Origin of the sequence: Thioclava arctica, from assembly GCF_040892615.1 — a bacterium.
GTDB classification, from domain to species: Bacteria; Pseudomonadota; Alphaproteobacteria; order Rhodobacterales; family Rhodobacteraceae; genus Thioclava; species Thioclava arctica.
On record NZ_JBFRYC010000004.1, the window covers coordinates 26,838 to 50,632 of the forward strand.

Sequence of the window (23,795 nt, forward strand, 5' to 3'; positions counted from 1 at the left end):
CTACCTCTCCATTAACCCTAGACACATCTCGTCTGGGGCAAATTTGCACATGGGTCATTTTCAGTGACAATTCTGACCTCTACCGGGGCAGTTCTGAGTGACGTTCAACAGTTTTCAGCCTGAATTTGCTGATTGAGCGCGATCAGGCGCTTATGGCCGCTGTTGATCGAGTTGCCGAAAACGCTTGCGTCATGGAAAAGTTGCTCGCGCTGCTGACTGTGCAGCTCGTCATACAACACGATGAAGGCGGGCATCGACACCTGCATTGTGGCGCGTTGCGACCTTGGTCGGAGCAGGAGCCATCCACCACAGTATCGAGCGAGGCCGACGGCCAAAAGCAACGCAACCCTACCACCCGCTTCTGACGGGACACGGGCAAGTTAAACTGACTATGCCGCACTTACCCAGCCGTGCGGACCCGACCCAAAACGTTCCGGGACGGGCAAACCCGCAACGAGGAGCCACCGGATGCGGTCAGTTCTGCGGCAGCGCATAGACTGCAACCATATCGCCCACCGCGGGTTTCAGGATTGAGTTGCCGCCCGAGACGAAGGCCACGTATTCGCGTCCTTTGTAATCGTAGATCGCGGGGTTTGCGACGACCGGCGCCTGAAGTTGCGAAGACCAAAGCTCATTGCCCGTCTGGATGTCATACGCGCGGGCCTTGGCATCCATGCTCGCACCAATGAAGATCAGCCCCGATTTCGTCACCGCCGGGCCTCCGATCGTAGGCGAGCCCATGCTTTCGGGCATGAAGAACCCATATTTCTGCGAGCTTCCCAGCGGCTTGCGCCATTTGACATCACCGGTATGCATGTCGATGGCGACCAGTTCCCCGAAGGGCGGCTTCCAGCAGGGCATGCCGAGCCAGTTCAGCGCGTTTCCAAGACTCATCCCGTAAGGTGCGCCGGTCTGCGGGTAGAAACCGTTTTCATTGCCCGACCCGCCCGCGTTCTTCTCGTAATCCTTGCGATCCCAAAGCTTGATATATTGCACGATATGGCTGGTGTTCACGACCGCGATCTGAGTCTGCGGATCGAACGCCACGCCGCCCCATTGCACGCCCCCGGCGCTGTCTGGATAGGCGAGCGTCCCTTCGCCCTTGGTCGTCGGAGGGGTATACATGCCGTGATAGGTCAGGTTCTTGAACAGCTTGGAACATTGCCCGCCCGAGACGATATCTGCAAGCTTCCAGACCTGGGGCTTCTTCGACTGATCGAGAAGCGGCGCGGGCTTCGTCGGGAAGGGCTGGGTCTTGGCATAGACCTCCCCCTTCACCGTGCCGTCGCCCTGGGGCACCGGGCGCTCTTCGATCGGCCAGACGTCCTGACCAGTCTCGCGGTTCACCACGAACAGGAAGCCCATCTTGGTGCCCTGCATCAGCGCCGGGATCTGCTTGCCATCAACGGTGATGTCCATCAGCGTCGGGGCCGAGTTGATGTCGTAATCCCAGATGTCGTGATGCACCCATTGGCGCGACCAGACCACCTTGCCGGTATCTAGATCAAGCGCAGTGGTCGAGGTGGCATAGGGGATCGCTTCGGTCCGGTTGCCGCCCCAGTAATTCGGCGAGGGCGAGGCAACCGGCAGGTAGACCATGTTCAGCCCCAGATCGACCGACATCGCGGTCCAGACATTGGCGGTGCCGGTCTTGCGGCGGATGCTTTCGGGGAGCGTCTCGAAGGACCATTGCAGCTTGCCGGTCTGCGGGTCGAGCGAGAACACCGCACCGGGAGGGGCTTCGGCCCATTCCCAGTCCTGCCCGGCCCAGCCGAGGATCAGGTGATTGCCTGCCACGGTCGGCGGTTGCAGCACCGACAGCGGAAAGCGGTCGTTCACCTTATTCCACTGGTTCACGTCCAGCACGCCATCCTTGCCAAAATCGGGGCAAGGCTTGCCGGTATCGGCATCAAGCGCGAACAGCTGCGCATCCATTGTGCCAATGTAGACGATCTTCTGGCAGACCTTGCCCGCAATGGGGTTTTTCGCCTGCCAATAGGCGACGCCCCGGTTTTTCAGCGCCGGCTGGGTCAGTGCTTTGAGGGTCGATTTGGTGTCAAAAGCCCATTTCTGCTTACCGCTGGCGGGGTCCAGCGCGAGCACCCGGTAAAAGGGCGTGCCGATATACAGCGTGTCATTGGCAAAGATCGGCGTGGCGGACCAGACTGTCGCGGGCTTGTCGCCCGAACCGTCCGAGACATCGCCGGTATGAATCTGCCAGACTTTCTGAAGCTTTCCGACATTTTGCGGTGTGATCTGCGTGAGGGGCGAATATTTCTGCGCCGAAAGCTGGCCGTGAAAGCTGTCCCAGACCGGTTGATCGGGTACAAGCGGCGTGCCGTTGCGCGGGCGGGGGCTGCTTGCATATTGCGGCGGTGCGATCGCGTCGGCGACACTCTGCGTGGTTTGTGGGGTGGTCGCACCGTTCGCGGGGACGGGCGTGTCGGCGGTGGCGGGGGTGCTGCCATCCGAGATGGTGGACTGGCTGGGCTGGGCAGGTGCGGTTTGCGCGCTGTCTTGCGCGGCGACACCTGCGCCCATCAGCGCCAGCGCGAGCGAGAGGGAAATCGTCTTGCGGATCATGCGTAGGCTCCGGTCTGGTTGGAGGCGCGGCTGGAGGCGATGTCGTAAATCAGGCCGATTGCCGTGACGGCCATTGCCGCGATCAGCCACCATTCATGCAGGAAATAGCCAGCGGCGGCGGTCCCGATCACGCCGAGCGCTACTAAAACGCGCAAGGTGGTGCGCCAGCCGCCCGGCTCGCTCAGCTGAATGAAAATGGCCGCCAGCACGATCAAGACGCTCGCGGCAATCACTAGCCCCGCGCCGAACGTGCCTGTGACCCCGGTTAGGGGGGTGACGAAATTCCATACCGCCACGGCCGCACCGGCCAAGCCGCCCAAGACCATCAGGATAGTGCGCGGCCGCGCTACTCGATTGGGATCTACCATCGCCTTACCCTTCTTGCGGTTAGACATAAAAAGCCAACCATCGGCCCTCACTCCGGTTCCATGAAAAGTGATTGCTCGCGAACTCGTGTGAAGAAAGTTCGGCGCATGGCGACCCGACAGCAGTGCTTTTCCAGCACCGCTGAAAACAACCGATAGCGAGATTTATCGATCCTGCAATTTTGCGCTTTGCTTTACAGAGCGAGCTTCCTACGCATTGCTGCCCTTGGTGCAGATCGCGGCGAATGTCTTGTGTGGATGCTCCTGCATAGCAAGACAGTTTTGAGATGATCTGCACACTGGTCAGAAGCAGCCTTGCGTCCGACCTATTCGCTCCTTCCCACCGCTGGATTTGTTGGTCGGCGTGAGGCCACGCGCACGGTGCAGCGATAACTAGGCCTGTTGATCAACAGACTTGATCTCGACAAAGCGCATCGTAGGCCGTGTGACGCCCGCACAGATCGCTTCGGCGTCAATTGCATCAGACTTTGCGCATTTCACATAGGGTTTTGCATACATCGGCGGTATCAGACGCAGCTCATGGCCAAGCTGGCTAAGTCGAGACCAATCGTGGTAACTTGCATGGGCTGGCTCCTCTCAATTGCGGATTTAGACAACTGCAGTATGGCGCATTGCAATGCCGGTAAGAGCAGGAGCCATCCTCTCCATGTGTAATCCAGCTTTACAGTTCAGGTGGCACGGCATCGGGAATGCTCCCGCCGGTTTGAGGGCCTAGGAAAAGCGTTATGCTGCAACTCTTGTTGCGCCATCACAGCGGCAACAGGGTGCTAAGTTGGAAAACGTCCAGTGCGGTCCCCGCCATGATCGCGCCGCCGATGACGGCGATCATCCCGATCCACACTGCGACGCCGCTGGGTCTGTCCAACAGCTGCACCTCCTCTGGCGGGGCGGCAAAATACATGATCCCCATCACCTTGGCGTAATAGAACAGCGAGGCCGCCGTGTTCGCCGCTGCCAGCGCGGCCAACCAGAGATAACCACCTTGGATCGTCGTCAGGAATAGCATCAGCTTGCCCAGAAACCCGACCGTTGGGGGGATTCCAACCAGCGATAAGAACGCCAGCACCAGCGCCGCCGCCGCAATCGGTTGCCGTCGCGCCATTCCGGCATAATCTGCAAGCGCCGTGCGCCCGCGCAAATGTGTGACCACAGCAAAGGCCGCCAGATTGCCGATAGCGTAGCTAGCCCCGAAAGTCAGCAGTGCCGTCAACGCATCGGGACTGACCCCAAGCACCGTGATTGCCATTAGCAGATAGCCCGCCTGTGCGACCGACGACCAGCCGATCAGCCGACGGACATCGTCCTGCCAAAGGGCGGCGAGGTTCCCGAGTGTCATCGTCGCTGCAGCCAGCACCGCGATCAGAGGGCGCAGATCCAAGACCTCTGGCGGGATCAGATGCACCAGCCGCGCCATGGCGATCGCGGCGCCGATCTTGGGAACCACGGTCAGAAAGGCGGCCGCAGGTGCCGGTGCCCCTTCTGCGACGTCAGGCAGCCAAGCGTGCACAGGCACTGCGCCCAGCTTGAAAGTCACACCGATAAGAATGAGCGCGAATCCCGCGAACAGCAGCGGCGACGCGTCAACACCACCCGCGAAGAGGCGTGAGAGGTCGCCATAACTGCTTGTGCCCAAAAGTCCCAAGACCAGCGTTACGCCCGTTACCAACAGCGCGTTTGCCAGCGCGCCCATCAGAAAATATTTCATGCCCGCCTCGACCGACAATGCCCAGTCACGGTGCCATGCTGCCAGCGTGTAGCCTGTCACCGAGGATAACAGCACCGCGATCACCAGTTCCAGCAGATCGCCCGCGCCTGCCATCGTCATAGCGCCCAAGGCCGACAGCAAGAGGATCGTATAATATTCGCCGTGGCGGGGGTCGGTGCGAAACCATCCCGGGGCCAGCAGGATGCAGAATGCCGTGGCGATCAGGATCATCAGCCGTGCCCAGATGCTCGCCCCGTCCAGCGCCCAAGTGCCCGAGAAGGTGAAGCGGGTTGTGCCAATCTGGTTGACAAGCAGGACGGCGGCCACCGCGATGCCCGACAGGGCGATCAGTGCCGCTCCGGCCTGCCAGCGGCGCGGCGCGAAGGTGGCAAACAACAGCGCCAGCACCGCTGCGACGATGATCGCGATCTCCGGGGTCAGGTCACCGATCGGCATACGTCAGCCTCCAACGATGGCGCGTGTGGTGCTGCCAATCAGATCGAGCAGCCAGCGTGGATAGATGCCGATCACCACGACCAGGGCCAGCAGAACCGACAACACGACACTTTCGCGACGGCTGAGGTCCGGGAACCCCGCGCGCGCCGACGCCAGATCGCCAAAGAAGACCTGTTGCAACAGGCGCAGGAACAAGGCGGCAGTTATCAGGATGCCCAGCAGGCCGATGGCGGCGATGACCGGGAACACAGCGAAGGTTCCGACAAAAATCTGCACCTCAGCCACGAATCCGGCAAGACCTGGCAGGCCGAGACTGGCGAATGCCGCAATCACGGCGGCGACCGTCAGCTTTGGCGCGACCTTCGCCAGCCCGCCGAAAGCGTCAAGCTCGTAGGTCTGGCTGCGCGCCCAGATCCCGCCCGCGATGAGGAACAGCGCCCCGGTGATCAGGCCATGGGCGACCATCTCGACCACAGCGCCGGTCAAGGCCAGCGACTGCGCTTTTTCCGCTCCCGACAACAACGCCCCGGCAGCCGCGATGCCAAGCACGGTGTATCCCATGTGGTTGACAGAGGTATAGGCGATGCGGCGTTTTAGATTGGTCTGCCCCAGCGCGACGATGGCGCCCCATAGTATCGAGGCAAGCGCAAACAGCGCGATCGGCAGGGCATAGGCCGCGAAACTTTCACGCATCATCTGCAAGGGAATGCGGATCATGCCGTAGGTCCCCATCTTGAGCAGCACACCTGCAAGGATAGCGGAGACCGGACCGGGGGCTTTGACATGCGCGGGGGGCAGCCAGGTGTGGACCGGAAACAGCGGCGTCTTGATGGCAAAACCCAGCATGAATCCCAGCAGGATCAATCCACCCCGTAAATCGTGCCCTGCCAGTGGCTGCGCCGCAATCAGACTGCGCATGTCGAACGTGATGGGGTCCACCGACAGCACAAGTCCGATGATCGCCAGCAAAATCGCGAGCGATCCGGCCAGCGTGTAGATGAAGAACTTCAGCGCAGCGCGTTGCGCGCCGTCATGCCCCCAGCGTCCGATCAAGAAAAACATGCCGACGAGGCTCAGGTCGAAAAAGACGTAGAATAACAGCAGGTCCAGAACCAGAAACAAGCCCAGCGACACGGATTCCAGAAACAGGAACCAAGCATAATAGGACACGGGGCGTTCGGGATTTTCCATCGGCCAGGAAATGCTTGAGATAAACAAAACGCCGCTCATCAAGGACAGGGCAAGCGACATGCCGTCGACCCCGACGCGCCACGCGATGCCAAGCGACGGAATCCAAGGCACCTCGGCAAGAAATTGAAAATCGGGTGCTGACGGGGCGGTGTCAATACCGATCCAGACGATCAGCAACAGTGCGAATGACACAACAGATGCGCCGACCGCCACGGCTCTCGCTGCTTGGTGGCCCAGACGCGGTGAGACGACCAGCGCCAATGCGCCCAGCATCGGGATGAGGATGGCAAGTGTCAGCATGTTATGCTCCTGCAGCGAGGATGGCTGCGACGACGAAGACGCCGCCGATGATATAGGCGTAGTAGTGGTGGGAGAGGCCGGTTTGCAGTCGCCGCGAGTCGCGGCCCAGCAGGCCGAAAATGTTTGCGGTCCCTTCCGGCAAACCATCGGATGCGGCTTCGCCGAAACGGTCGGCCAGCCGTGACAGTGCATCGGCGAAAGCCGCCGTGGCGTTCAGGCCCGCGTCCAGCAAACGGTCGTCGGCCCGGGCTGCGGCCCGGGCCAGCGCATCGACCGGCTGCACAACGCCACGATCAATCAACGTCGGAAGGCCCAGCCAATCCGAGGCCGCTGCGCTCGCGCCGGTGCGTCCCAGTGCAGGGGACTGATGCACCAGATAAAACCCGGTAACCAGACCGGCCGCCAGCCAGATCATCGACATCACAAGCTCGGTCATCGTGCCCTCGGGCAGGGTTGCGCCCAAGGCATTCGCCAACACCGTGGCGGCGGGCGACACCCAAAGCAGGCTGGCGACCAGTGTCAGCGTCACAAGGCTCGCGATGCCGACGGTTTCTTTCCAACCGGGTGCCGGGATGTCACGCCCCTCCTTCTGGCTGCGCCCAAAAGCCAGCAGGGCGAAACGGGTCGCATAGACGGCGCTGAGCCCGCCGCCGATCATCACGCTGAAGGCCAGCCAGAAACTGGTGTGCTCTGCGGCACTGACGATCTCTTCCTTGCTCCATCCTCCGCCCGTCAGGGGCAGGCCCGCCAGACTGGCTGCAGCGATAACGGCCAAACCAGCAATCAACGGCATCACGCGGCCAAGGCGCATTCGATCAAGGCGGTAGCTGCCCGTGGCGTCGTGTGCTGCACCGGCGGTCAGAAACAGCGGTGCCTTGAAGGTCGCGTGGAGCATCAGGTGCAAAATCGCGACGCCGGGATAGCCCGCGCCGACGGCGATGAACATGAAACCGAGCTGCGCCGAGGTGGAGGCGGCCAGCAACCGCTTTGAGTGGTTCTGCAACACCGCCGTCAATCCGCCCGCCAAGGCAGTCGTCAAACCGATGGCGATAGTCACAGCCTGCCAACCCGGAACGACCGACAGGAACGGTTCAAGGCGCGCGATGATGTAGGCCCCCGCTGCGACGAGCGTCGCTGCGTGCAGCAACGCAGATACCGACGTCGGGCCCGCCATGGCGCGAAACAGCCACGGCGCAAACGGCACCTGACCCGCTTTGGACGCCGCAGACAGCAGGATGCCGTATGCGACAAGGCCTTGCCACGGCCCCGACAGCGTGGCGATGCTGGCGTAATCGAACGACCCCGTGCCCGCGAACAGCGCCATCGCGGCGACAAACAGGCCCAGATCGCCGAACCGTGTCATGACAAAGGCGTAGAGACCCGCCTGCGGATTTTCTTTGTCGGTCCACTTGTGAGAGATCAGGGCCCATGAGCAGGCGCCAATCAACTCCCATCCGATCAGCAGGGTCAACAGATCGTTGGCAATAACAACAAGCTGCATCCCACCGGCAAACACGATCATGAGGCCGGTGAGACGGGCAAGTCCTTGTCGCGCCTCATGCTGGGTTGCGTGGGAAATAACGGCCAGCGCAATGACCGGCACCGTCACGGCGAGCGCCGCCGACAGGGGCGTCAGGGCGGCGGTCAAGCGGATCGCGTCGGACCAGATCAGCGTCGCGCTCCAGCCCTGCACCACAGCCAAAACCGTCAGAATCAATGTCGCACTCACGACGCCACCTGCGAGAACGCCGAGGCTGGTGCGCGATCGCGCGCCCAGCGTCGCGATCAGCGCACCAGCCACGATGGGCACAAGGGGGACCAGCCACAGCATCAGTTTTTCATCGTCGTGAGGGATTCCGTCACGTCCGCCTGTCGTTTGCGGTAAACGGCCACGACCAAGGCAAAGCCGATGGCCAATTCGACCGCCATCACCGCCATGATCAGGATCGCCAGCAACTGCCCCTTTGGCAGACCCGCTAGGGTGAAGGCCCAGAAACCAACCGTGGCAAGCAGCGTGCCGTTCAACATCAGTTCGAGCCCCATCATCAGCATGACGAAGGATTTCTGTGAGAGCGCGCCGAACAGACCGATGCCGAACAGGGCCGCAGACACGATGAGGATGGCCGTCAGGGTCATATCAGTGCCCTCCGCCGTGATGGCTATGCCCGGAACCTGCGCCGACCTTGCGACCAGCGGGGGCCCCACCTTCGGTCAGACCCGGTGGCTGCGCGCCCTGACTGCCTGATCCGAAACGCCCGCTGGCGCTTGACAGCACGACTGCGCCAACCATCGTCGCCAAAAGGGTCACGCCCGCTGTCTCGAAGATCAGCATGGAATTTCCCAGCAGTTCGGTCCCCAGATCGCGCAGCGTCTCACCGCCGGGCGGCAGCGGGCTGACAGGCAGTGCGGTCGTCAGCACGGCCACGCTTAGCCCGACAAAACTCGCGACTCCCGCGCCGATCGAAAAGCGATACTGGTGCACCATCTGCATCGGGTTCAGCCCCGCAGGATTCATCATGAACATGATCATGAACAGGCCCATGACCATCATCTCGACCGCCATCATGAAAACGGTGGCCACACCGATGTAATCCGCCGACAAAAGCAATGCGATGGCACCCACGGCGATGAAGGAAACCATCAGCGCAAATGTCGCGCGGATCATGGAGTCGACGCGGAACACACGCCATCCGCTCCAGATCGCAAGCGCCGACAGGGCGTAGAACAGAATATTCGTCATCATAGTGCCAAAACCCCCGCTAGGATCAGATCAAGGAATGACAGCGGCAACAGGCCGATCCAGATCAGCCCCATCATGCGTGCGACAGGCATCCGAGCCAGCAGATGCGACAGGCCGATCACGACTGTCATGATGGCCAGTGTCTTGAGCGCCAGCCACAGCGGGCCGGGGAGCACTGGCCCCAGATAGCCGCCCAGAAATACGCTTGCGGCAACGGCTGAAAATCCTGTCAGCATTACCAGCCGTGCGATCTGCCAGCCCAAGCGATCCGGCCCCGATGCCTCGACCGAGGTGCCGCCCGCCAGATCGGCGCTATCGGCGTAATCAAACGGGCCGCGCAGCGTGAGCGACAGACCCAAGAGGAGGAACAGCGGGAGACCCAGCGGTTGGCGGATCACGTTCCACACGCTTGACTGCGATGTCACGATGTCACGCAGGTCCAGCGATTGCGCCGGTAGTGCGGCGGCAATCAGAACGAACATGCTGAGCAACATGATTGGCAGCCCGATCGCGACATAGCGATAAGCCCCGATCAACGCCAGCGGTGCATTCGGCGACCAGCCGTGCAGGAACACAACGACGACGACAAGCGCCTCGCAGGCTCCCCATGCCACGACGCTGGTGGGCAGAACGATCAGCGTCATGTCCGGTCCGATCGGCACCAGCGCCAGCCCGACCAGCCCAAGCGCAAAATATCCGGTGATGGACAGCAGCGCATTCAGCCGATCCGGGGCCTCGGTCGTCAGGCGCTGTTGGCTCAGCCACAATGCGGCCGTGCGCAGCGGGGTGAAGACGGGCGACACCGTGCCGCCGCCAGCGATCCATCCATGGCAAGCCGCGTCGAGAGTCTCAGCGGCCCAGATACTGGCGATCAGGAAGGCAAACAGGCCAAGGATGGCGAGCGCAACAATCATCCCATGTGCTCCGCATGCATGTCGTGGTCGGCATGGGTGTCGTCATTTGTGCTGTGCGGCGATGCGTCCATTCTGGCGCAGACGCCTCGCAGCGTCGCGTTGTCCAGACTGTTGATGACCAGCAGCGCCTCGTGCCATTCCAACCCGACCAGAAGATCGCCGAGTGTCATGTCGGTGTCGGAGGCAGGGGCAGTTTGGAGACCCGCCACCATCGCATCGAACCGTGACCGCACGTCGGATCCGTCGGGCAACCGGCCCAGATCCGCAGGGATCGCTGCGCGCGCCCTCGACAGTCGAACGAGCCTGCGAAATGTGCCGTCACCCTTTTGTCCGTGGAGTGAGCGCAAGGCGAGCGCCGACAACCCCAGAAGCCGAAGCAAACGCTCCCGCGCGGCCGTATCGCCCTCGAAGGGAGGATGCGCCACGGTGACCGCTTGGATCATGTCCCCCTGCAAAGTCAGCGTTAACGCCAGTCCAGCGGGGAACATCGGCAGGAACGGACCAAAATCGGCGGTATAGGCGTCCAGAGATAATCCGTCGCGAATGTCGTCGTCGGTCTTCGCCATCGCGCGCCCATATGGCGTGCCGCCCATCATGCCCTTGCCGCCCTGCCCATGCGGCCCGATGCCGCGCCATTCGTTCGGTGGTGCGTCGGGCAAGATATCGGCCTCGCTCGGGCGATCACCTGCGAGGAGGTCGGCGAAGGTGGCGCTCAGAGCGTTGGTGATGTCGCCGCTCGCGTCCACCTCCACAGCGTCTGAGAAAGGCTCCATCGCGTGCGACTGCCACAGCACGGTGGCCCGTGGATGTGGTAACTGGTCGTGGAGGCGGTTGAGGCAATCGGCCAGCGCGCTTGGTATGCGCCCGGCGACCAGCAAGATACATGCCGCGCGCGGGCTGTCCACAACGTGGATCGCAGGATTTAGCGCCAGCCGCGCCAGCGCATCGGGCGCACCTTCGCCCTGCGCGATGAACACAGGCACCGGCGCACGGGCGGCGAGGCGGCTGATCCAACTCATTCCCACCGGAAGATCCCCTCGCGCCAGCCGTAGAGAATTCCCACCGACAGGATTGCCAGGAACATGCCCATCTCGGCCAGCGCCTTGCCGCCCTCGGCGACATAGACGACGGCCCAAGGATACATGAACATCATCTCCATCTCGAAGGCGACAAATAGCAGGGTCATCGTATAGTAGCGCACGTGAAACCGCTGCCAGGCGTGGGTCTGCGGGTCGCCGCCGCCCAACACAGGGCGTTGCTGGGGCGCTGTCGCGGAGCCGGCGAAATCCGACCAACCCGCTGCCCGAAGAACGCCGACGAACAGGACAGCCAAAGTAAGAATCCCAGCGATGGAAATGATTGTCGTCATCCGTTTTGCTTATTCCTTCTTATTCGACGCCTTGCTGCGCTCGATAGGACAACGACCCTCCAGCGCTGGAAGGTTCCTAATTTTTTGCTCTCTCACAAATTTTCGTCACGCGGCTAAGCTGAAAAGGCCAGCAGCTTTGTTACAAGGCTTTTTGACGTATGAATTCAGCATCGCGCGGACATAGATATGCCGCGAGCGCTGCGCATCGCCGGATAGCGAAGAGGCCGTTTGCTAGCGTCGACATGTATAGTCATCCCACGGCCTGTCAGCGCACACCTGCAAAACGACAGCGACATCGAGCCGGGAGCGAAAGACTCCGCAGATCGCCTAGCTCCTCCGAGTTCTCGCCGCATGAGCAGTTGATCTCTGGAGATGAGTTGACCCCTCCCGAAGCACTTCCTGAACAACTCGAAGGGGCGCGTTGAGTTGGTGGCTTGCTGGGAAGTGGTGGCGTTCGATGAATTCGCAGAACGCTAGAAAACCGCCAAAAAGGTGCTCGTCAACATCATGAAGAACGACAATGCGAACAAGATATTCACACGGAGAGTAAATCCGATGACGCTTGTTTCTTGGAATTGCTGCAAAAAGTTATAAATCTCCACCCTTGGAAAGCTGCGACGCGGCAACGGAACGCTCGATCAATTACGTATGTTGTGGGCCGATCGAGTGTGAGGTCAAAGGGGCCACGAGCAGTCTATGGAGGTGTTCGCGTTCGGCCCAAACGTTCTATTAAACTTCGCAAATCCCACCTGTCCGTAAGCGGTGCGCTGGCAGTCATGCAGCACAAGCGAGAGGCAGGGGGCGGGAAAAGGGCGAAGGGTCAAGGTGAAACGAACGAGATTTCAAATGCCGAGCTGTTAGAGCTTGAGCGTGACGTGTTGGTGCCCGCAGCATTGGAGCGACAGATCGCGCTCGACAATTGCGCCAAGATCAATGCCTGCATCATCCTTGAAATGGCAAACGCACCCGTGTCGTCGGAGGTCGATAGAACGCTGAACGAGGGAGAGAAAATCATCGTGCCCGATATGGGATGGCGCGGACGAGAGCGCCCGTATCATCAATTCAGGGCGCGAGATATTCACACACTCCAAATTTCTTGGCGAATGGGGATGATGCGCCGTTCCACGCTTTCAGCGTCTTGTGAGGATGATCCACTCACCAATATTTTCGCGATTGATGAAGCCCACGAGACGTCCCGCCCGGTCCAGCACCGCGACGATGGGGGCGGACCCTGCCGCCAAAGCGTTCAGTACCGCGTCCATCCCGGTCTCAAGCGTCACTGTTGGAACGTCTTCGATCATAACCGTTGAAACAAGTTCGGCGCGATGCTCGGCCTCTGGGTGGGTCAACACGCTGGCCCGCGTCAGCACCCCGACCAACCGCCCGTCGGCGGCCAGCACGGGAAATTCGGATTGAGAGCTGTGCAAGATCGCTTGCGCGGCCATTTCAAGCGTCGCGTCTGGTGCAAGGGTCTGGAATGTAGTGATGGCCGCATCGCGCGCCTTTGCGCGATGGGCCAGACCGCGCATCACCGCATCCGAACTTTCCGCCCCGGCCGCGAAGAAAATGAACACCGCGATCAGCACCAGAATGGGGTTGCCCCCGGTTAGCCCCCAGAACGCGAACAGAAAGGCGATGATTTGCCCGGTGCGCGCGGCAAGTTCTGTGGCCTTGATCCGGTCCATGAAGATCGAGAGGACGGCCCGGAACACCCGGCCGCCATCCATCGGGAAGGCCGGAATCATGTTAAAGGCGACAAGAAGGAAATTGACCAGCGCCAGCCGCCCCCAGAAATCCTGCGACGCATTCTCCATCGATTGCAGATCGCCCAGCCGGGTGGCGGCGCCCAGAAGCCCCGTCAGCAACAGCCAGATCACAACATTCACGGCCGGTCCCGCAAGCGCGATCAGGATTTCCTGCCGCGGATTTTCGGGGATCCGCTCAAGCCGCGCCAGCCCACCAATTGGCAAAAGCGTGATATCGGGCGTCTTCACCCCGAAGCGCGCCGCCATCGTGGCATGGCCAAACTCATGCAAGACCACACAGGCAAAGACAGCCAGAATGAACAGCACGCTTGTCGTTGCGGCTTGCGGGCCCTGCGTGGCCCAGGCACCCGCCGCGATCCAGATCAGCAGCAGAAAGAAGGTGATATGCACCCTGAGTTCCGTGCCCCGGATTTTCCCGATCGAATAGGACCAACGCATATCATCTCCCGATCCAGAGGCCCGGCGATCGCAACTCTCGCGCGCCTGCGTCCTGTCATTTCATGTGCCAACAGTCTGGGCGCGGGGGCACCATAGGGCAAGGTGTTCCGCACTCCGCCTGTCGATTTGCTCTTCAAGACGCAGAGGTTGAAGCTCCGTGTGATGTCTGCGGTTTGCGGCATGTCGGACGGCATCGCATGTCTTTGCGCTGACGGAAGCATATTTCCCGATGTGGCGACTTGATTTGAATCAGCGCGAAGCTGGCAGCGGTGCCATATCTTGGCCGCGAATCCGGAAGCGACGCGAGTGCAAAAGGGAGGCCGTCTAGGCCCATTCGCAGCCAATCGCAGGCCAAAAGATGGCCGGTCCGCATGTCTTGGATTTTGGAAAGGTGACACATGATGGGCAAAACGCCAATGCAAGCAAAAAACGTGCCGTCGACCAGTTCAACCTCTGCCACCTATAGTCAGGCTGAACGGATGCAGCTTCTGGTGTGTATCGAGGATGATCAGAGGTCCGCCGGAGCTATCTCACATGCGCAAACCATTGCGCAGGCGCTGGGCGGCGACGTGGTCTTGCTGCATTTCCTTGAGGCGGCGGAAAAGGGCGGCGCTCCGCTTGATCCTGTTGATTGGGAGATCCGCCGACGCGTGGCCAATGATGTGCTGACCAACTTGGCTCAGAAGTATCAGACGGCGGACCACGCGATTCAGGTCGCGGTTCTTGAAGGGCGCCGCATTGATCAGCTTTGTGGCTATGCGGCGCGTCATCCCGGTGGCATCACAGCCTTTGGTCGCATCGAGGGCGCCGAGGGGCTTCATGCGTGGCGCGCTGCGCGTTGTTTGGTGGATGCCGATATCGGATCGATCCTTATGGTGCCAAGCGCCGCCTTCACCACGGCGCCCACGCGCTACGCCTGTGTCTTTGTCGCGCTGGACGGGTCGAGCGTCTCCGAGAGTGTGATCCCCAGCGCCGCCGCTATCGCCAAGCAGCAGAACGCAAAGCTTGTCGTCTGCCATGTCGTTCCCGATCCGGGCAGCATCAATATCGGTTTGCAAGACCGCGAGCTGCAAGACCTGCAGATGCGCCTTGTGAAGCGCGCGAAGACAGCCGCGCGGACCTATCTTGACCGGATCAACGACATGCTGAAGGGCTACGGAACGCCAGCGACGACGACGATGATCGTCGAAGGGGATGCGCGTAAGTCCCTGCTCAAGACGATCCGGGAACGGGGCGGCGATCTGCTAATCATGGCGTCGCATGGTCAGGGTATGGACCCGACTCTTCCGTCGGGCCATGTTGCGAGCTTCATTCTGGATCACGCCGATATTCCGGTGCTCATGATGCGACCGCAGCGCAATTCGGGGGATGCGCATGTCTCTGCCGAACCCGTCCATAAAGGCACGCGCCAGCCTGCGGATACAGAGACATGACCCTTGTCGAGCCGACAGAACAGGCGGCGGACTGGACGATTGGTATTCGCGCCTTTGCGGCATCGCAAAAGACCATCGACGGGCCGCCAGCCGAAATCGGGATCTACCGAGGGTTGTCGACACTGGAGGGCTGGCTTGAGGCTGCCCGTGCCCTTTGCAAAGACCCCGCGCCCGCGCATATGCGCTCGGCCGACTGGTTGCTCGATAACGCGTATCAGGTAACCCGCGCCATCCGAACGCTTGACGAAGACTTTCCTCCAGCCTTCTATCGCCGGCTGTCTGCGCTCTCAGATCCTGTGGCGGAGCGTACTCCACGGGTTGTCGATTTGGCGCAGGATCTTATGGATCGCCTGCAGCATCAGGTCTCGATGCATGCGCTGGTGGAATATCTCGTCGCCTATCAAGACGTGTCTGCGCTAAGCAATGCAGAGCTGTGGGCGCTGCCATCGGTGCTGCGACTGGTTGCGCTGGACCGGCTCGTGGCAGCTTTCAGCCTGCTCGAGCCGTCCTTGGCGCCAAGGTTCGAACCGACGCGCTGGTCCAAGCAGGCCGCTATGCGCGATCCGCCCACGGCTGTATCGGATGCCTTGACGACGCTGATCGGCATTCAAGCCATCAAGTGGACCGATGTGGTCGAGCGGACCAGCCGCATCGAGGCGGCGCTGTGCGATGATCCGGCCGATGTTTACCGATTGATGACGCTCGAGACGCGCAGCCGCTACAGATCCGTGGTCGAGACCTTGGCAGAGCAGGCCCGCTGTTCCGAACTGGACGTTGCAGATCAGGCGCTGGCGCTGGCGCGACGCATCCCGACCGATCCGCTGCGCAGTCATGTGGGCTACTGGCTGATCGATGACGGCCGACCTGAATTAGAGGCCGCACTTGGATGTCGACTGCCCTTGGCAATGGCGGTGCGTCGCTTTCTTTCGGCGCGGCGCCACGCGTTCTATTGGGGCGCCTTGGCGCTGGGGTGGCTTGTCGGGCTTTTGGTGCCTTCGTGGCACCTGTTGATGACCGATGCCAATATCTGGCACTGGATCGGGGTCCTGCTTTTGTCGGCGCTGCCTGCGACGGTTCTCAGCGTGACCGTGATACATTGGCTCATCACGCGGTTCACGCGCCCCAGCGGTCTTCCCGAGCTTGATTTCAGCAAAAAGATCCCCGCCCGGTTCACCACGGCTGTTGTCGTTCCGGTGATCGTCAGCCGCGAGGAGGAAATCGCGCATATTGCCGAGAAGATGGAAATCCGCTGGTTGTCCAACCGCGATGCTGCCCTGCGCTTTATCCTGCTGACGGATCTGCCTGATGCGCCGGAACAAAACCAGCCCGGCGATGCAAGGATCGAACGCTGTCTGCAAGCCACCGTAAGGGCGATGAATGCGCGCTATGACACGGGCGCGGGGGGGCCGTTTGTGCTGCTGCATCGCGGCCGGAGTTTCAATCCGTCCGAAGGGTGCTGGATGGGGTGGGAGCGCAAGCGTGGCAAGCTTGAGAGCTTCAACAAGCTCGTGACGGGTGGGCTGGCGGCGCCCGAGGTCTTTTCACATGTCGAGGGCGATGTCGCGCGCCTTCAAGAGATCGTATTCGCCATCGTTCTGGATGCCGACACAGAGCTGCCCCCAGGGTCGGCGGCCCGTCTGGTCGGGACGCTCGCACACCCGCTGAACCGCGTGCAGTTTGACCCGGTTTCGGGGCGTGTCGCGCGGGGATACACCATTTTGCAACCCCGGCTTGAGGTCATGCCGGACGACAAGCCCGTGACGCATTTTTCCTATCTCTATACCGGCGATACGGCGATCGACATCTATTCGCGGGCGGTGTCTGACGTGTATCAAGACGTGTTCGGCGTCGGCATCTTTGCTGGCAAGGGCATCTATGATGTCGCCGCCTTCCTCAGCACCGTTGCCGATCGCGTCCCCGAAAACAGTATTCTCAGCCATGATCTTTTCGAGGGGCTGCACGGGCGCGTCGCGCTGGCAAGCAACATCGTTCTGTATGAAGATTTCCCCACGACCTATCTGGACTATGCCGCGCGCGCGCATCGCTGGATGCGCGGGGATTGGCAACTGCTGCCGTGGCTTTGGCGGCGGGTGCCCGCAGCGCATGGCACGCAGGTTGCCACAGTCTTTTCCAATCTGGACCGGTGGAAGATCGTCGACAATCTGCGCCGCAGTCTGGTGCCGCCAGCGCTGCTTTTGTTCTTCATCGCGGGGTGGATGGTGCTGCCCGGCAGCGCCGTTTTGTGGACCATTCTCGCGCTTGCGGCACCGGGAAGCTATATTTTCGCTGAGGTTTACGGGGTCTTGTCGGGCGGCTTTCGGCGCGGCGCGCTGGGCTATGCGCTCCATCGCTTTACCGAGAAGGGCGGGCGCTGGTTCCTCGCGATCACCTTCCTGGTGACAGACACGATGATCGGCATTGATGCCGTCTTTCGCACGCTGTGGCGTCTGTATGTCAAGCCGCAGTACTTGCTGGAATGGACCTCGGCGGCGCATTCCGCGGCGAAGCTGCGCGATCAGCCGATCCGATCGACCCTTTGGAAAATGATGTGGCCGTCCTCGGCGCTCGCGCTCACGATCGCTGCGCAGTTGATGCTCTATGATCTCCAGTCGTTCTGGCCAGCCGCTCCGGTTTTGCTGCTCTGGCTCATCGCCCCCGAGATCGCGGTCTGGACAGCCCGGCCGCGGCTTTTGCGCCGCGAGCATCTGGGCGCGGATCAAGTTCAGTTCCTGCGCGGGGTCGCCCTGCGCACATGGCACTATTTCGAGACCTTCACCGGGCCCGAGGACAACTGGCTGCCGCCGGACAATTTCCAGCAGCATGAAACCGGGCAGGTCGCGCATCGCACCTCGCCTACGAATATCGGCATGTTTCTTGCATCGGCGCTGTCGGCCCGCGATTTGGGCTTTGTGACGACCAGCGATCTTATGGTGCGCTGTCGGAACACGGTCGAGACGCTGGAGCGACTGGAAACCTATCGGGGCCATGTCTTCAACTGGTACGATACCCGCTCGCTTGCACCGCTCGAGCCCAAATATGTCTCGATGGTGGATAGCGGCAACCTTGCCGTTTCGCTGATTGCGCTGAAGCAGGGCTGCCTTGAGGCGGCCAAGGCGCCAGCCTTTGACAGCGCCTGTTGGGATGCCTTGGGCACGACAACGCAGCTTTTGACGCAGGCGCTGCGCCGCATCCGCGGGACGCAGCAATCGGCGCTTGAGGGCTGTGTTCGTCAGATCGAGGCGAAGATCGCAGATGCCGACAATGATCCGACATGCTGGAAAGAGGTGGCAGACGCGCTGGCCGGGCCGCTCTGGCATCAGATTGAGACCGCCGTACACGAAGCTATTGCGGCTGCTCCCGCCATCGCGACCGAGTTGCTGAGCGAAATTCAGGTTTGGCTGGACGCGTTCCATCGCCAAGTCCATGCGCTGGCGCGCGATGTCGGATCGTTTTTCCCATGGGCGGCACTTCTGGCCGATCCGCCGGGTCCGCTGGAGAAACTTGCCCAGGATGTTGCCCGGCGTCTGGCCCCGCTACGACCGATTCCGGATTTGATCGAAGATGCGCCGCGCGTTCTAGACGAACTTGGCGCGGCCTTGCGCGCTGCGGCGCAGGATCCAGCCAGCCGGGCTTGGCTGGATGATCTGACGCGGGCCATCGAAGAGGGAGTTTCCCGGCAAAAAGACCTCGCGCGGGATTTGGATATCTTGGCGCAACGCTGTGGCGCGCTTGCCTATAGCATGGATTTTGCCTTTCTCTACGATGAGGAGGCTCGGCTTTTTGTGATTGGCTACAATCACAGCGTTGGGCGCATGGACCACAACCACTATGACTTGTTGGCGACCGAAGCGCGCCTTGCCAGCTATTTCGCGATTGCCAAGCATGATGCCCCGGTCGAGCACTGGTTCGCGCTTGGTCGGCCGATCACTCGCATCCGGGGCAAGCCGTCGATCCTGTCGTGGAGCGGGTCGATGTTCGAATATCTGATGCCCGCGCTGTTCTTGCCAAGCCGCCGCGACACCCTGCTGGGCGAGAGTGAGGCGACCGCGGTCTACTATCAACGCCGCTACGCGACCGAGCGGGGAATTCCGTGGGGCATCTCGGAATCGGCCTATGGGCTGACCGATGCGGGTGGGGACTATCAGTATCGCGCTTTTGGCGTTCCGGGTTTGGGCATCAAGCGTGGTCTGTCGGACGATCTGGTGGTGGCGCCCTATGCCTCGGCGCTCGCGCTATGCGCCTTGCCGCGGGCGGCGGTGCTGAACCTCAAGGCGCTTGAAAAGCTCGAGGCGCTTGGCACGTTCGGCTTTTACGATGCGCTGGATTTCACTCCAAGCCGCCGGTTCGGGCCGCATCGCTTCGTCGCCGTGCGCACCTATATGGCGCATCATCAGGGTATGACGCTGGTTGCGATCGCCAATGTTCTGATGGGCGATATTCATGTGAGGCGCGTGATGCGCGAAGAAACCTTTCAGGCGATGGATCTGCTTTTGCACGAGCGCGTGCCGTGGGATGCCCCGATCGAGACGGGACAGATCAGGGAAGCTCAGGACGCTTACGCCGATGCCGACGTGCTTGCGCCTGCCGCTTTGCCCGCCTGGGTGCCCTCGACCGCAGCAGCCGTGCCGCAGCTTCACATGCTGGGCAATGCCCATTTGTCCGCGCGCGTCTCGGAAGCCGGGGGCGGTGGGTTATTCTGGCAGGGCGATGCCCTGACCCGCTGGCGGCCAGATGCGACCCGCGATTGTCACGGCACCTGGGTCTATGTTCGTGAGGGTGCGCAGCGGTCGGTCTGGTCCATCGGTCGCCAGCCGACCCAGGCGCGTGGCCCCGAGGGCAAGACCGTTTTTCATCAACATATGGTCGAAACCTTCCGCCGCCATGACGATATCTCGACGCGCATGGAGGTGGCGATTGCACCCTATGACGATGTGGAAATCCGCAAGATCACCGTCATCAATGAAAGCAATTTCGCGCGTGAGGTCGATATCGTCAGCTATGCCGAGGTCGTGCTGGCAGCCCCGCAACAAGACGAACGACACCCGGCTTTCAGCAAATTGTTCGTGGGCAGCACCTATCTGCCCGATCAAGGGGCGCTGCTGTTCGAGCGCCGCCCGCGCCGCCCTGAAACCCGTCCGCCGGTCTTGTTGCACAGGCTGGTGACGACAGGCCCTGATCTGACGGTCCACGGGTTCGAAACTGATCGCGCGCGCTTTATCGGGCGCAACGGGTCGGCCAAAGATCCGCAAGGTCTGCGTGAGGGTCTGAGCGGCACGACCGGCTGGACGCTGGATCCCGTGATGGCGCTGCAGGTCCGTTTGCGCCTGAAACCGATGGAAACGCGGAGCTTCGCTTTCTTGACAGTCGTCGGACCCTCGCGCGGGGATGTTCTCGACACGGCCGCGCGTTACCCATTTCAGGCCCTTGACCGCGCCTTCCGCGATGCCGCCCTCGAGGCCGCCCGCGAAGTGCAGCGCCTTCAACTCGACCCTGCGAAACTGCCTCAGTTGCAGGCGATGTCATCGTTATTGCTACAACCCTCAGCAACGCTGCGCGCGGTGCCCGCATCGGTTAGCGGCGTCCGGCTCGGGCAGCCGGGCCTGTGGCGGTTGGGGATATCGGGCGATCTGCCAATCTTGCTTGTTTCGGTGAACCAGACGCAGGATCTGACCCTTCTGGAAACGCTCGTGCGGGCCCAGAAGCTTTGGCGGCACAGGGGCTTACAGTTCGATCTGGTGATCTTGCACATGGGCGCGAGCGGCTATGAGGGGCCGCTGCGCGAGTATATCCTATCGGTGCTGCGCGACACCCATTCGGAGAGTTCGCTGGGGCGGAACGGCGGTTTGCGACTGCTGTCAGCGGATCAGACGGACTCCGAAACCTTGGCTTGCCTGACGGCTGCGGCCCATGTCGTCCTTGAGCGGGATGCGGAGGATCTGTCCGAATTGCTCGACCGGATGCTCGAAACCCGGTTTCCCGCGCCGCCCTTCCAACCGCTTGGCAGCATTGGGTTTGAGACCCGCCAGCCGCTTGCGCGCCCGGCATCGCTCCAGTTCGACAACGGATTGGGCGGGTTCGATCCGCAGACCCAGGATTACGTGATCCATCTGGCACCGGGCACACATACCCCCGCGCCCTGGTGCAATGTGCTGACCAATGAAGAGTTTGGCACGATCGTCAGCGAGAGCGGCCTTGGCATGACCTGGGCGCTCAACAGTGGCGAAAATCGGCTGACGCCGTGGTCCAATGACCCGGTTGCCGATGAACCGGGCGAGGTGCTGTATCTGCGCGATGAGGCGACAGCAGAAGTCTGGACGCCGACACCGGCACCGCTTGGGCATGCGGCCGAGTGTCAGATCCGCCATGGCAAGGGCTACACGCGCTGGACCCAGTTCAGCCACGAGATTGAGCAAGATCTGATCGCGCTGGTGCCAACCGATGCGCCGGTCAAGCTGATCCGGCTGCGTCTGAAGAACCGCTCGGCGCTGACCCGCAGGGTGACGGCAACCTATTATGCGGAATGGGTGCTGGGCGCGATGGAGAGTGCGGCGAAGCCCCATGTCGTCACCATCTATGATGCCGAGCTCAAGGCCATCTTGGCGCGCAACGGCTGGACCCCGGAATTTGGCGCGCGGATCGCGTTTCTCAGCGCCTCGCAAGAGCCCCACAGCCTGACCGGAGATCGGCATGATTTCCTTGGCAAGGAGGGCAGTGTGTCCGATCCGGCGGGTCTGAAACGCTGGGATCTGGGGGGGCGTTTCGTGCCCGGTGCCGATGCCTGTGGCGGCTATCAGGTCCATCTCAATCTTGAGCCCAATGAGACGACCGAGGTCGTCTTTGTCCTCGGGCAGGGCAGTGATCTGGCTGCAGCAGGCGCATTGCTTGCGACATGGCGCAGCCCCGAGGCCTTCGCGCAGGCCTTTGATCAGGTGTCGTCCTCTTGGGAAGCGCGGCTTGGCGCGGTACAGGTCACCACGCCAGATCCGGCGTTCGATCTGATGGTGAACCGCTGGCTGCCTTATCAGAACACGGCCTGCCGCCTGATGGCACGCGCTGGCTTCTATCAGGCGGGCGGGGCTTACGGGTTTCGCGATCAGCTTCAGGATGTCCTGGCTGTGCTGTTTTCAGACCCGGCCCGTGCGCGCAGCCAGATCCTGCGCGCGGCGGCCTGTCAGTTCGAAACCGGCGACGCGCTGCATTGGTGGCACCCGCCGTCAGGGCGCGGCGTGCGCACGCGTTGCTCGGACGATTATCTGTGGCTGGCCTATGTGACGGCGCGGTATGTGGCCGCGACCGGCGATACGGCGATCCTTGATGTCGAAATCCCCTTCCTGACGGGCGCCGAGCTGGAACCGGACGAGGGGGATCGCTACGCCCGGTTCGAGACCGGCGCCTCGGCGTCGGTGTTTGAGCATTGCGCGCGTGCGCTGGACCGGATGATTGCCGTTGGCGCGCACGGGCTACCGTTGATCGGCACCGGCGATTGGAACGACGGGATGGACCGGGTGGGCGATGCGGGCCGGGGCGAAAGCGTCTGGCTGGCCTGGTTCGAGATCGCAACGACGGGGCTTTTTGCGCCGCTGGCCGAGCCCTACGCAGAGCACGCGCGCGCAGAGCGTTGGCGGCACCATGCTCAGGCCCTGCGGGGGGCCATTCACGACGAAGCGTGGGATGGCGCGTGGTTCTTGCGCGCGTTCGACGATGAGGGGGCGCCTTGGGGCTCAGATTCCAATGACGAATGCCGGATCGACCTTATTGCGCAGGCCTGGAGCATCTTGTCGGGCGATCCGCCCGATGCGCGGGCGCAGCAGGCGATGGAGTCTGCGCGCGCCCAGCTTGTCGACCCGAAGGCGCGGCTGATCCGTCTTTTGACACCGCCGTTTCACCTGACCGGGCGCGATCCTGGCTATATTCAGGCCTATCCCGCGGGAATCCGCGAAAATGGTGGGCAATATACCCATGCCGCGGCCTGGCTGGGGCTTGCTTTCGCCCAGATGGGCGCGGGTGACGATGCGTGGCAGGTGTTTGACATCATCAATCCGATCCGGCGCACATCTTCGCCCGAGACGGCTGCAGTTTACTTGCGCGAACCCTATGTGCTGCCGGGCGACGTGTCGGGCAAAGCTCATGCGGGGCAGGGCGGTTGGTCGTGGTATACCGGCGCAGCCGGCTGGACATGGCAACTCGCCATCCACGGCATCTTCGGTGTCACGGTCTTGTCCGGTGCGATCCGTGTGGCCCCATGTCTGCCCCGGGATTGGGGTCAGGCGAAAATCTTGCTTCGCGGGCCGCAGGGCACGCTGGCGCTCTCGATTGAGGATCCCGACCATCTTGGCACGGGGCGGGCCGAGATCACCGTCGATGGCGTGTCCACAAAGGGCGATACTGTGCGTTTCCCCGGCGCGGGACAGACCCGCACGGTCCGCGTGCGGATCTTCCCTCGCCCCCAGAGTGCGACGCCGCCCGATCCGCCTGTGCCGCACACAGAGGCCTGACGGTCTTGGCCGTCATGGT

Annotated in this window: 14 protein-coding genes and 2 pseudogenes; 3 read left to right on the forward strand and 13 right to left on the reverse strand. The window is 61.9% G+C overall.

Annotation, left to right across the window (positions count from 1 at the left end; genetic code table 11):
• Nucleotides 1–104: 104 nt before the first annotated feature.
• The 12 genes and pseudogenes from AB4874_RS08465 to AB4874_RS08520 form a co-directional block, all read right to left on the reverse strand.
• Nucleotides 105–254 (reverse strand): hypothetical protein, encoded by a 150-nt coding sequence (locus tag AB4874_RS08465; RefSeq protein ID WP_368391665.1) that lies wholly within the window; start codon nt 252–254, stop codon nt 105–107.
• Nucleotides 255–474: 220 nt separating this feature from the next.
• Nucleotides 475–2,583 carry a pyrroloquinoline quinone-dependent dehydrogenase gene (locus AB4874_RS08470; RefSeq protein ID WP_368391666.1) on the reverse strand — a complete coding sequence of 703 codons (2,109 nt, stop codon included), beginning with the start codon at nt 2,581–2,583 and terminating at the stop codon, nt 475–477.
• On the reverse strand, nt 2,580–2,951 hold the full coding sequence (locus tag AB4874_RS08475) for a hypothetical protein (RefSeq protein WP_368391667.1): 372 nt from the start codon (nt 2,949–2,951) through the stop codon (nt 2,580–2,582). The genes AB4874_RS08470 and AB4874_RS08475 overlap by 4 nt, the downstream gene beginning before the upstream one ends.
• 393 nt (nt 2,952–3,344) lie before the next feature.
• Nucleotides 3,345–3,521, reverse strand: a pseudogene (locus AB4874_RS08480) (IS110 family transposase); the annotation flags it as partial.
• A gap of 196 nt (nt 3,522–3,717) precedes the next feature.
• Nucleotides 3,718–5,130 carry an NADH-quinone oxidoreductase subunit N gene (locus tag AB4874_RS08485; protein ID WP_368391668.1) on the reverse strand — a complete coding sequence of 471 codons (1,413 nt, stop codon included), beginning with the start codon at nt 5,128–5,130 and terminating at the stop codon, nt 3,718–3,720.
• Between the two features lie 3 nt (nt 5,131–5,133).
• Nucleotides 5,134–6,621 carry a complex I subunit 4 family protein gene (locus AB4874_RS08490; protein ID WP_368391669.1) on the reverse strand — a complete coding sequence of 496 codons (1,488 nt, stop codon included), beginning with the start codon at nt 6,619–6,621 and terminating at the stop codon, nt 5,134–5,136.
• 1 nt (nt 6,622) lies between these two features.
• Nucleotides 6,623–8,452, reverse strand: a complete 1,830-nt coding sequence (locus AB4874_RS08495; protein WP_368391670.1) for an NADH-quinone oxidoreductase subunit 5 family protein — start codon at nt 8,450–8,452, stop codon at nt 6,623–6,625.
• On the reverse strand, nt 8,452–8,757 hold the full coding sequence (nuoK, locus tag AB4874_RS08500; RefSeq protein WP_295536545.1) for an NADH-quinone oxidoreductase subunit NuoK: 306 nt from the start codon (nt 8,755–8,757) through the stop codon (nt 8,452–8,454). Before nuoK ends, AB4874_RS08495 begins: the two co-directional genes overlap by 1 nt.
• A gap of 1 nt (nt 8,758) precedes the next feature.
• On the reverse strand, nt 8,759–9,364 hold the full coding sequence (locus AB4874_RS08505; protein ID WP_368391671.1) for an NADH-quinone oxidoreductase subunit J family protein: 606 nt from the start codon (nt 9,362–9,364) through the stop codon (nt 8,759–8,761).
• Nucleotides 9,361–10,275 (reverse strand): NADH-quinone oxidoreductase subunit H, encoded by a 915-nt coding sequence (locus AB4874_RS08510; protein ID WP_368391672.1) that lies wholly within the window; start codon nt 10,273–10,275, stop codon nt 9,361–9,363. Before AB4874_RS08510 ends, AB4874_RS08505 begins: the two co-directional genes overlap by 4 nt.
• A complete protein-coding gene (locus AB4874_RS08515) occupies nt 10,272–11,294 on the reverse strand; it encodes a hypothetical protein (RefSeq protein ID WP_368391673.1) in 1,023 nt (340 codons plus the stop codon). The genes AB4874_RS08510 and AB4874_RS08515 overlap by 4 nt, the downstream gene beginning before the upstream one ends.
• Nucleotides 11,291–11,644 carry an NADH-quinone oxidoreductase subunit A gene (locus AB4874_RS08520; protein WP_368391674.1) on the reverse strand — a complete coding sequence of 118 codons (354 nt, stop codon included), beginning with the start codon at nt 11,642–11,644 and terminating at the stop codon, nt 11,291–11,293. Before AB4874_RS08520 ends, AB4874_RS08515 begins: the two co-directional genes overlap by 4 nt.
• 776 nt (nt 11,645–12,420) lie before the next feature.
• Here AB4874_RS08520 and AB4874_RS08525 point away from each other — a divergent pair.
• Nucleotides 12,421–12,660 (forward strand): annotated as a pseudogene (locus AB4874_RS08525) (glutamate dehydrogenase); the annotation flags it as partial.
• Nucleotides 12,661–12,774: 114 nt separating this feature from the next.
• On the opposite strand, the gene AB4874_RS08530 reads toward AB4874_RS08525, so the two are convergent.
• Nucleotides 12,775–13,848, reverse strand: coding sequence for a site-2 protease family protein (locus AB4874_RS08530; RefSeq protein ID WP_368391675.1), 1,074 nt, complete (start codon nt 13,846–13,848; stop codon nt 12,775–12,777).
• A 401-nt stretch (nt 13,849–14,249) separates the two neighbouring features.
• Here AB4874_RS08530 and AB4874_RS08535 point away from each other — a divergent pair, with 401 nt between their 5' ends.
• The gene (locus AB4874_RS08535) at nt 14,250–15,281 is read left to right on the forward strand and encodes a universal stress protein (protein ID WP_368391676.1); all 1,032 of its coding nucleotides are present in this window, start codon (nt 14,250–14,252) and stop codon (nt 15,279–15,281) included.
• A complete protein-coding gene (locus tag AB4874_RS08540) occupies nt 15,278–23,776 on the forward strand; it encodes a glycoside hydrolase family 94 protein (RefSeq protein WP_368391677.1) in 8,499 nt (2,832 codons plus the stop codon). The genes AB4874_RS08535 and AB4874_RS08540 overlap by 4 nt, the downstream gene beginning before the upstream one ends.
• Nucleotides 23,777–23,795: the final 19 nt, after the last annotated feature.

Excerpts from the sequence above, each read along its gene's own strand:
- AB4874_RS08465 (WP_368391665.1), bottom strand. The coding sequence starts at position 254 with ATGCCCGCCTTCATCGTGTTGTATGACGAGCTGCACAGTCAGCAGCGC.
- AB4874_RS08470 (WP_368391666.1), bottom strand. The coding sequence starts at position 2,583 with ATGATCCGCAAGACGATTTCCCTCTCGCTCGCGCTGGCGCTGATGGGC.
- AB4874_RS08475 (WP_368391667.1), bottom strand. The coding sequence starts at position 2,951 with ATGGTAGATCCCAATCGAGTAGCGCGGCCGCGCACTATCCTGATGGTC.
- AB4874_RS08485 (WP_368391668.1), bottom strand. The coding sequence starts at position 5,130 with ATGCCGATCGGTGACCTGACCCCGGAGATCGCGATCATCGTCGCAGCG.
- AB4874_RS08490 (WP_368391669.1), bottom strand. The coding sequence starts at position 6,621 with ATGCTGACACTTGCCATCCTCATCCCGATGCTGGGCGCATTGGCGCTG.
- AB4874_RS08495 (WP_368391670.1), bottom strand. The coding sequence starts at position 8,452 with ATGCTGTGGCTGGTCCCCCTTGTGCCCATCGTGGCTGGTGCGCTGATC.
- nuoK (WP_295536545.1), bottom strand. The coding sequence starts at position 8,757 with ATGACCCTGACGGCCATCCTCATCGTGTCTGCGGCCCTGTTCGGCATC.
- AB4874_RS08505 (WP_368391671.1), bottom strand. The coding sequence starts at position 9,364 with ATGATGACGAATATTCTGTTCTACGCCCTGTCGGCGCTTGCGATCTGG.
- AB4874_RS08510 (WP_368391672.1), bottom strand. The coding sequence starts at position 10,275 with ATGATTGTTGCGCTCGCCATCCTTGGCCTGTTTGCCTTCCTGATCGCC.
- AB4874_RS08515 (WP_368391673.1), bottom strand. The coding sequence starts at position 11,294 with ATGAGTTGGATCAGCCGCCTCGCCGCCCGTGCGCCGGTGCCTGTGTTC.
- AB4874_RS08520 (WP_368391674.1), bottom strand. The coding sequence starts at position 11,644 with ATGACGACAATCATTTCCATCGCTGGGATTCTTACTTTGGCTGTCCTG.
- AB4874_RS08530 (WP_368391675.1), bottom strand. The coding sequence starts at position 13,848 with ATGCGTTGGTCCTATTCGATCGGGAAAATCCGGGGCACGGAACTCAGG.
- AB4874_RS08535 (WP_368391676.1), top strand. The coding sequence starts at position 14,250 with ATGGGCAAAACGCCAATGCAAGCAAAAAACGTGCCGTCGACCAGTTCA.
- AB4874_RS08540 (WP_368391677.1), top strand. The coding sequence starts at position 15,278 with ATGACCCTTGTCGAGCCGACAGAACAGGCGGCGGACTGGACGATTGGT.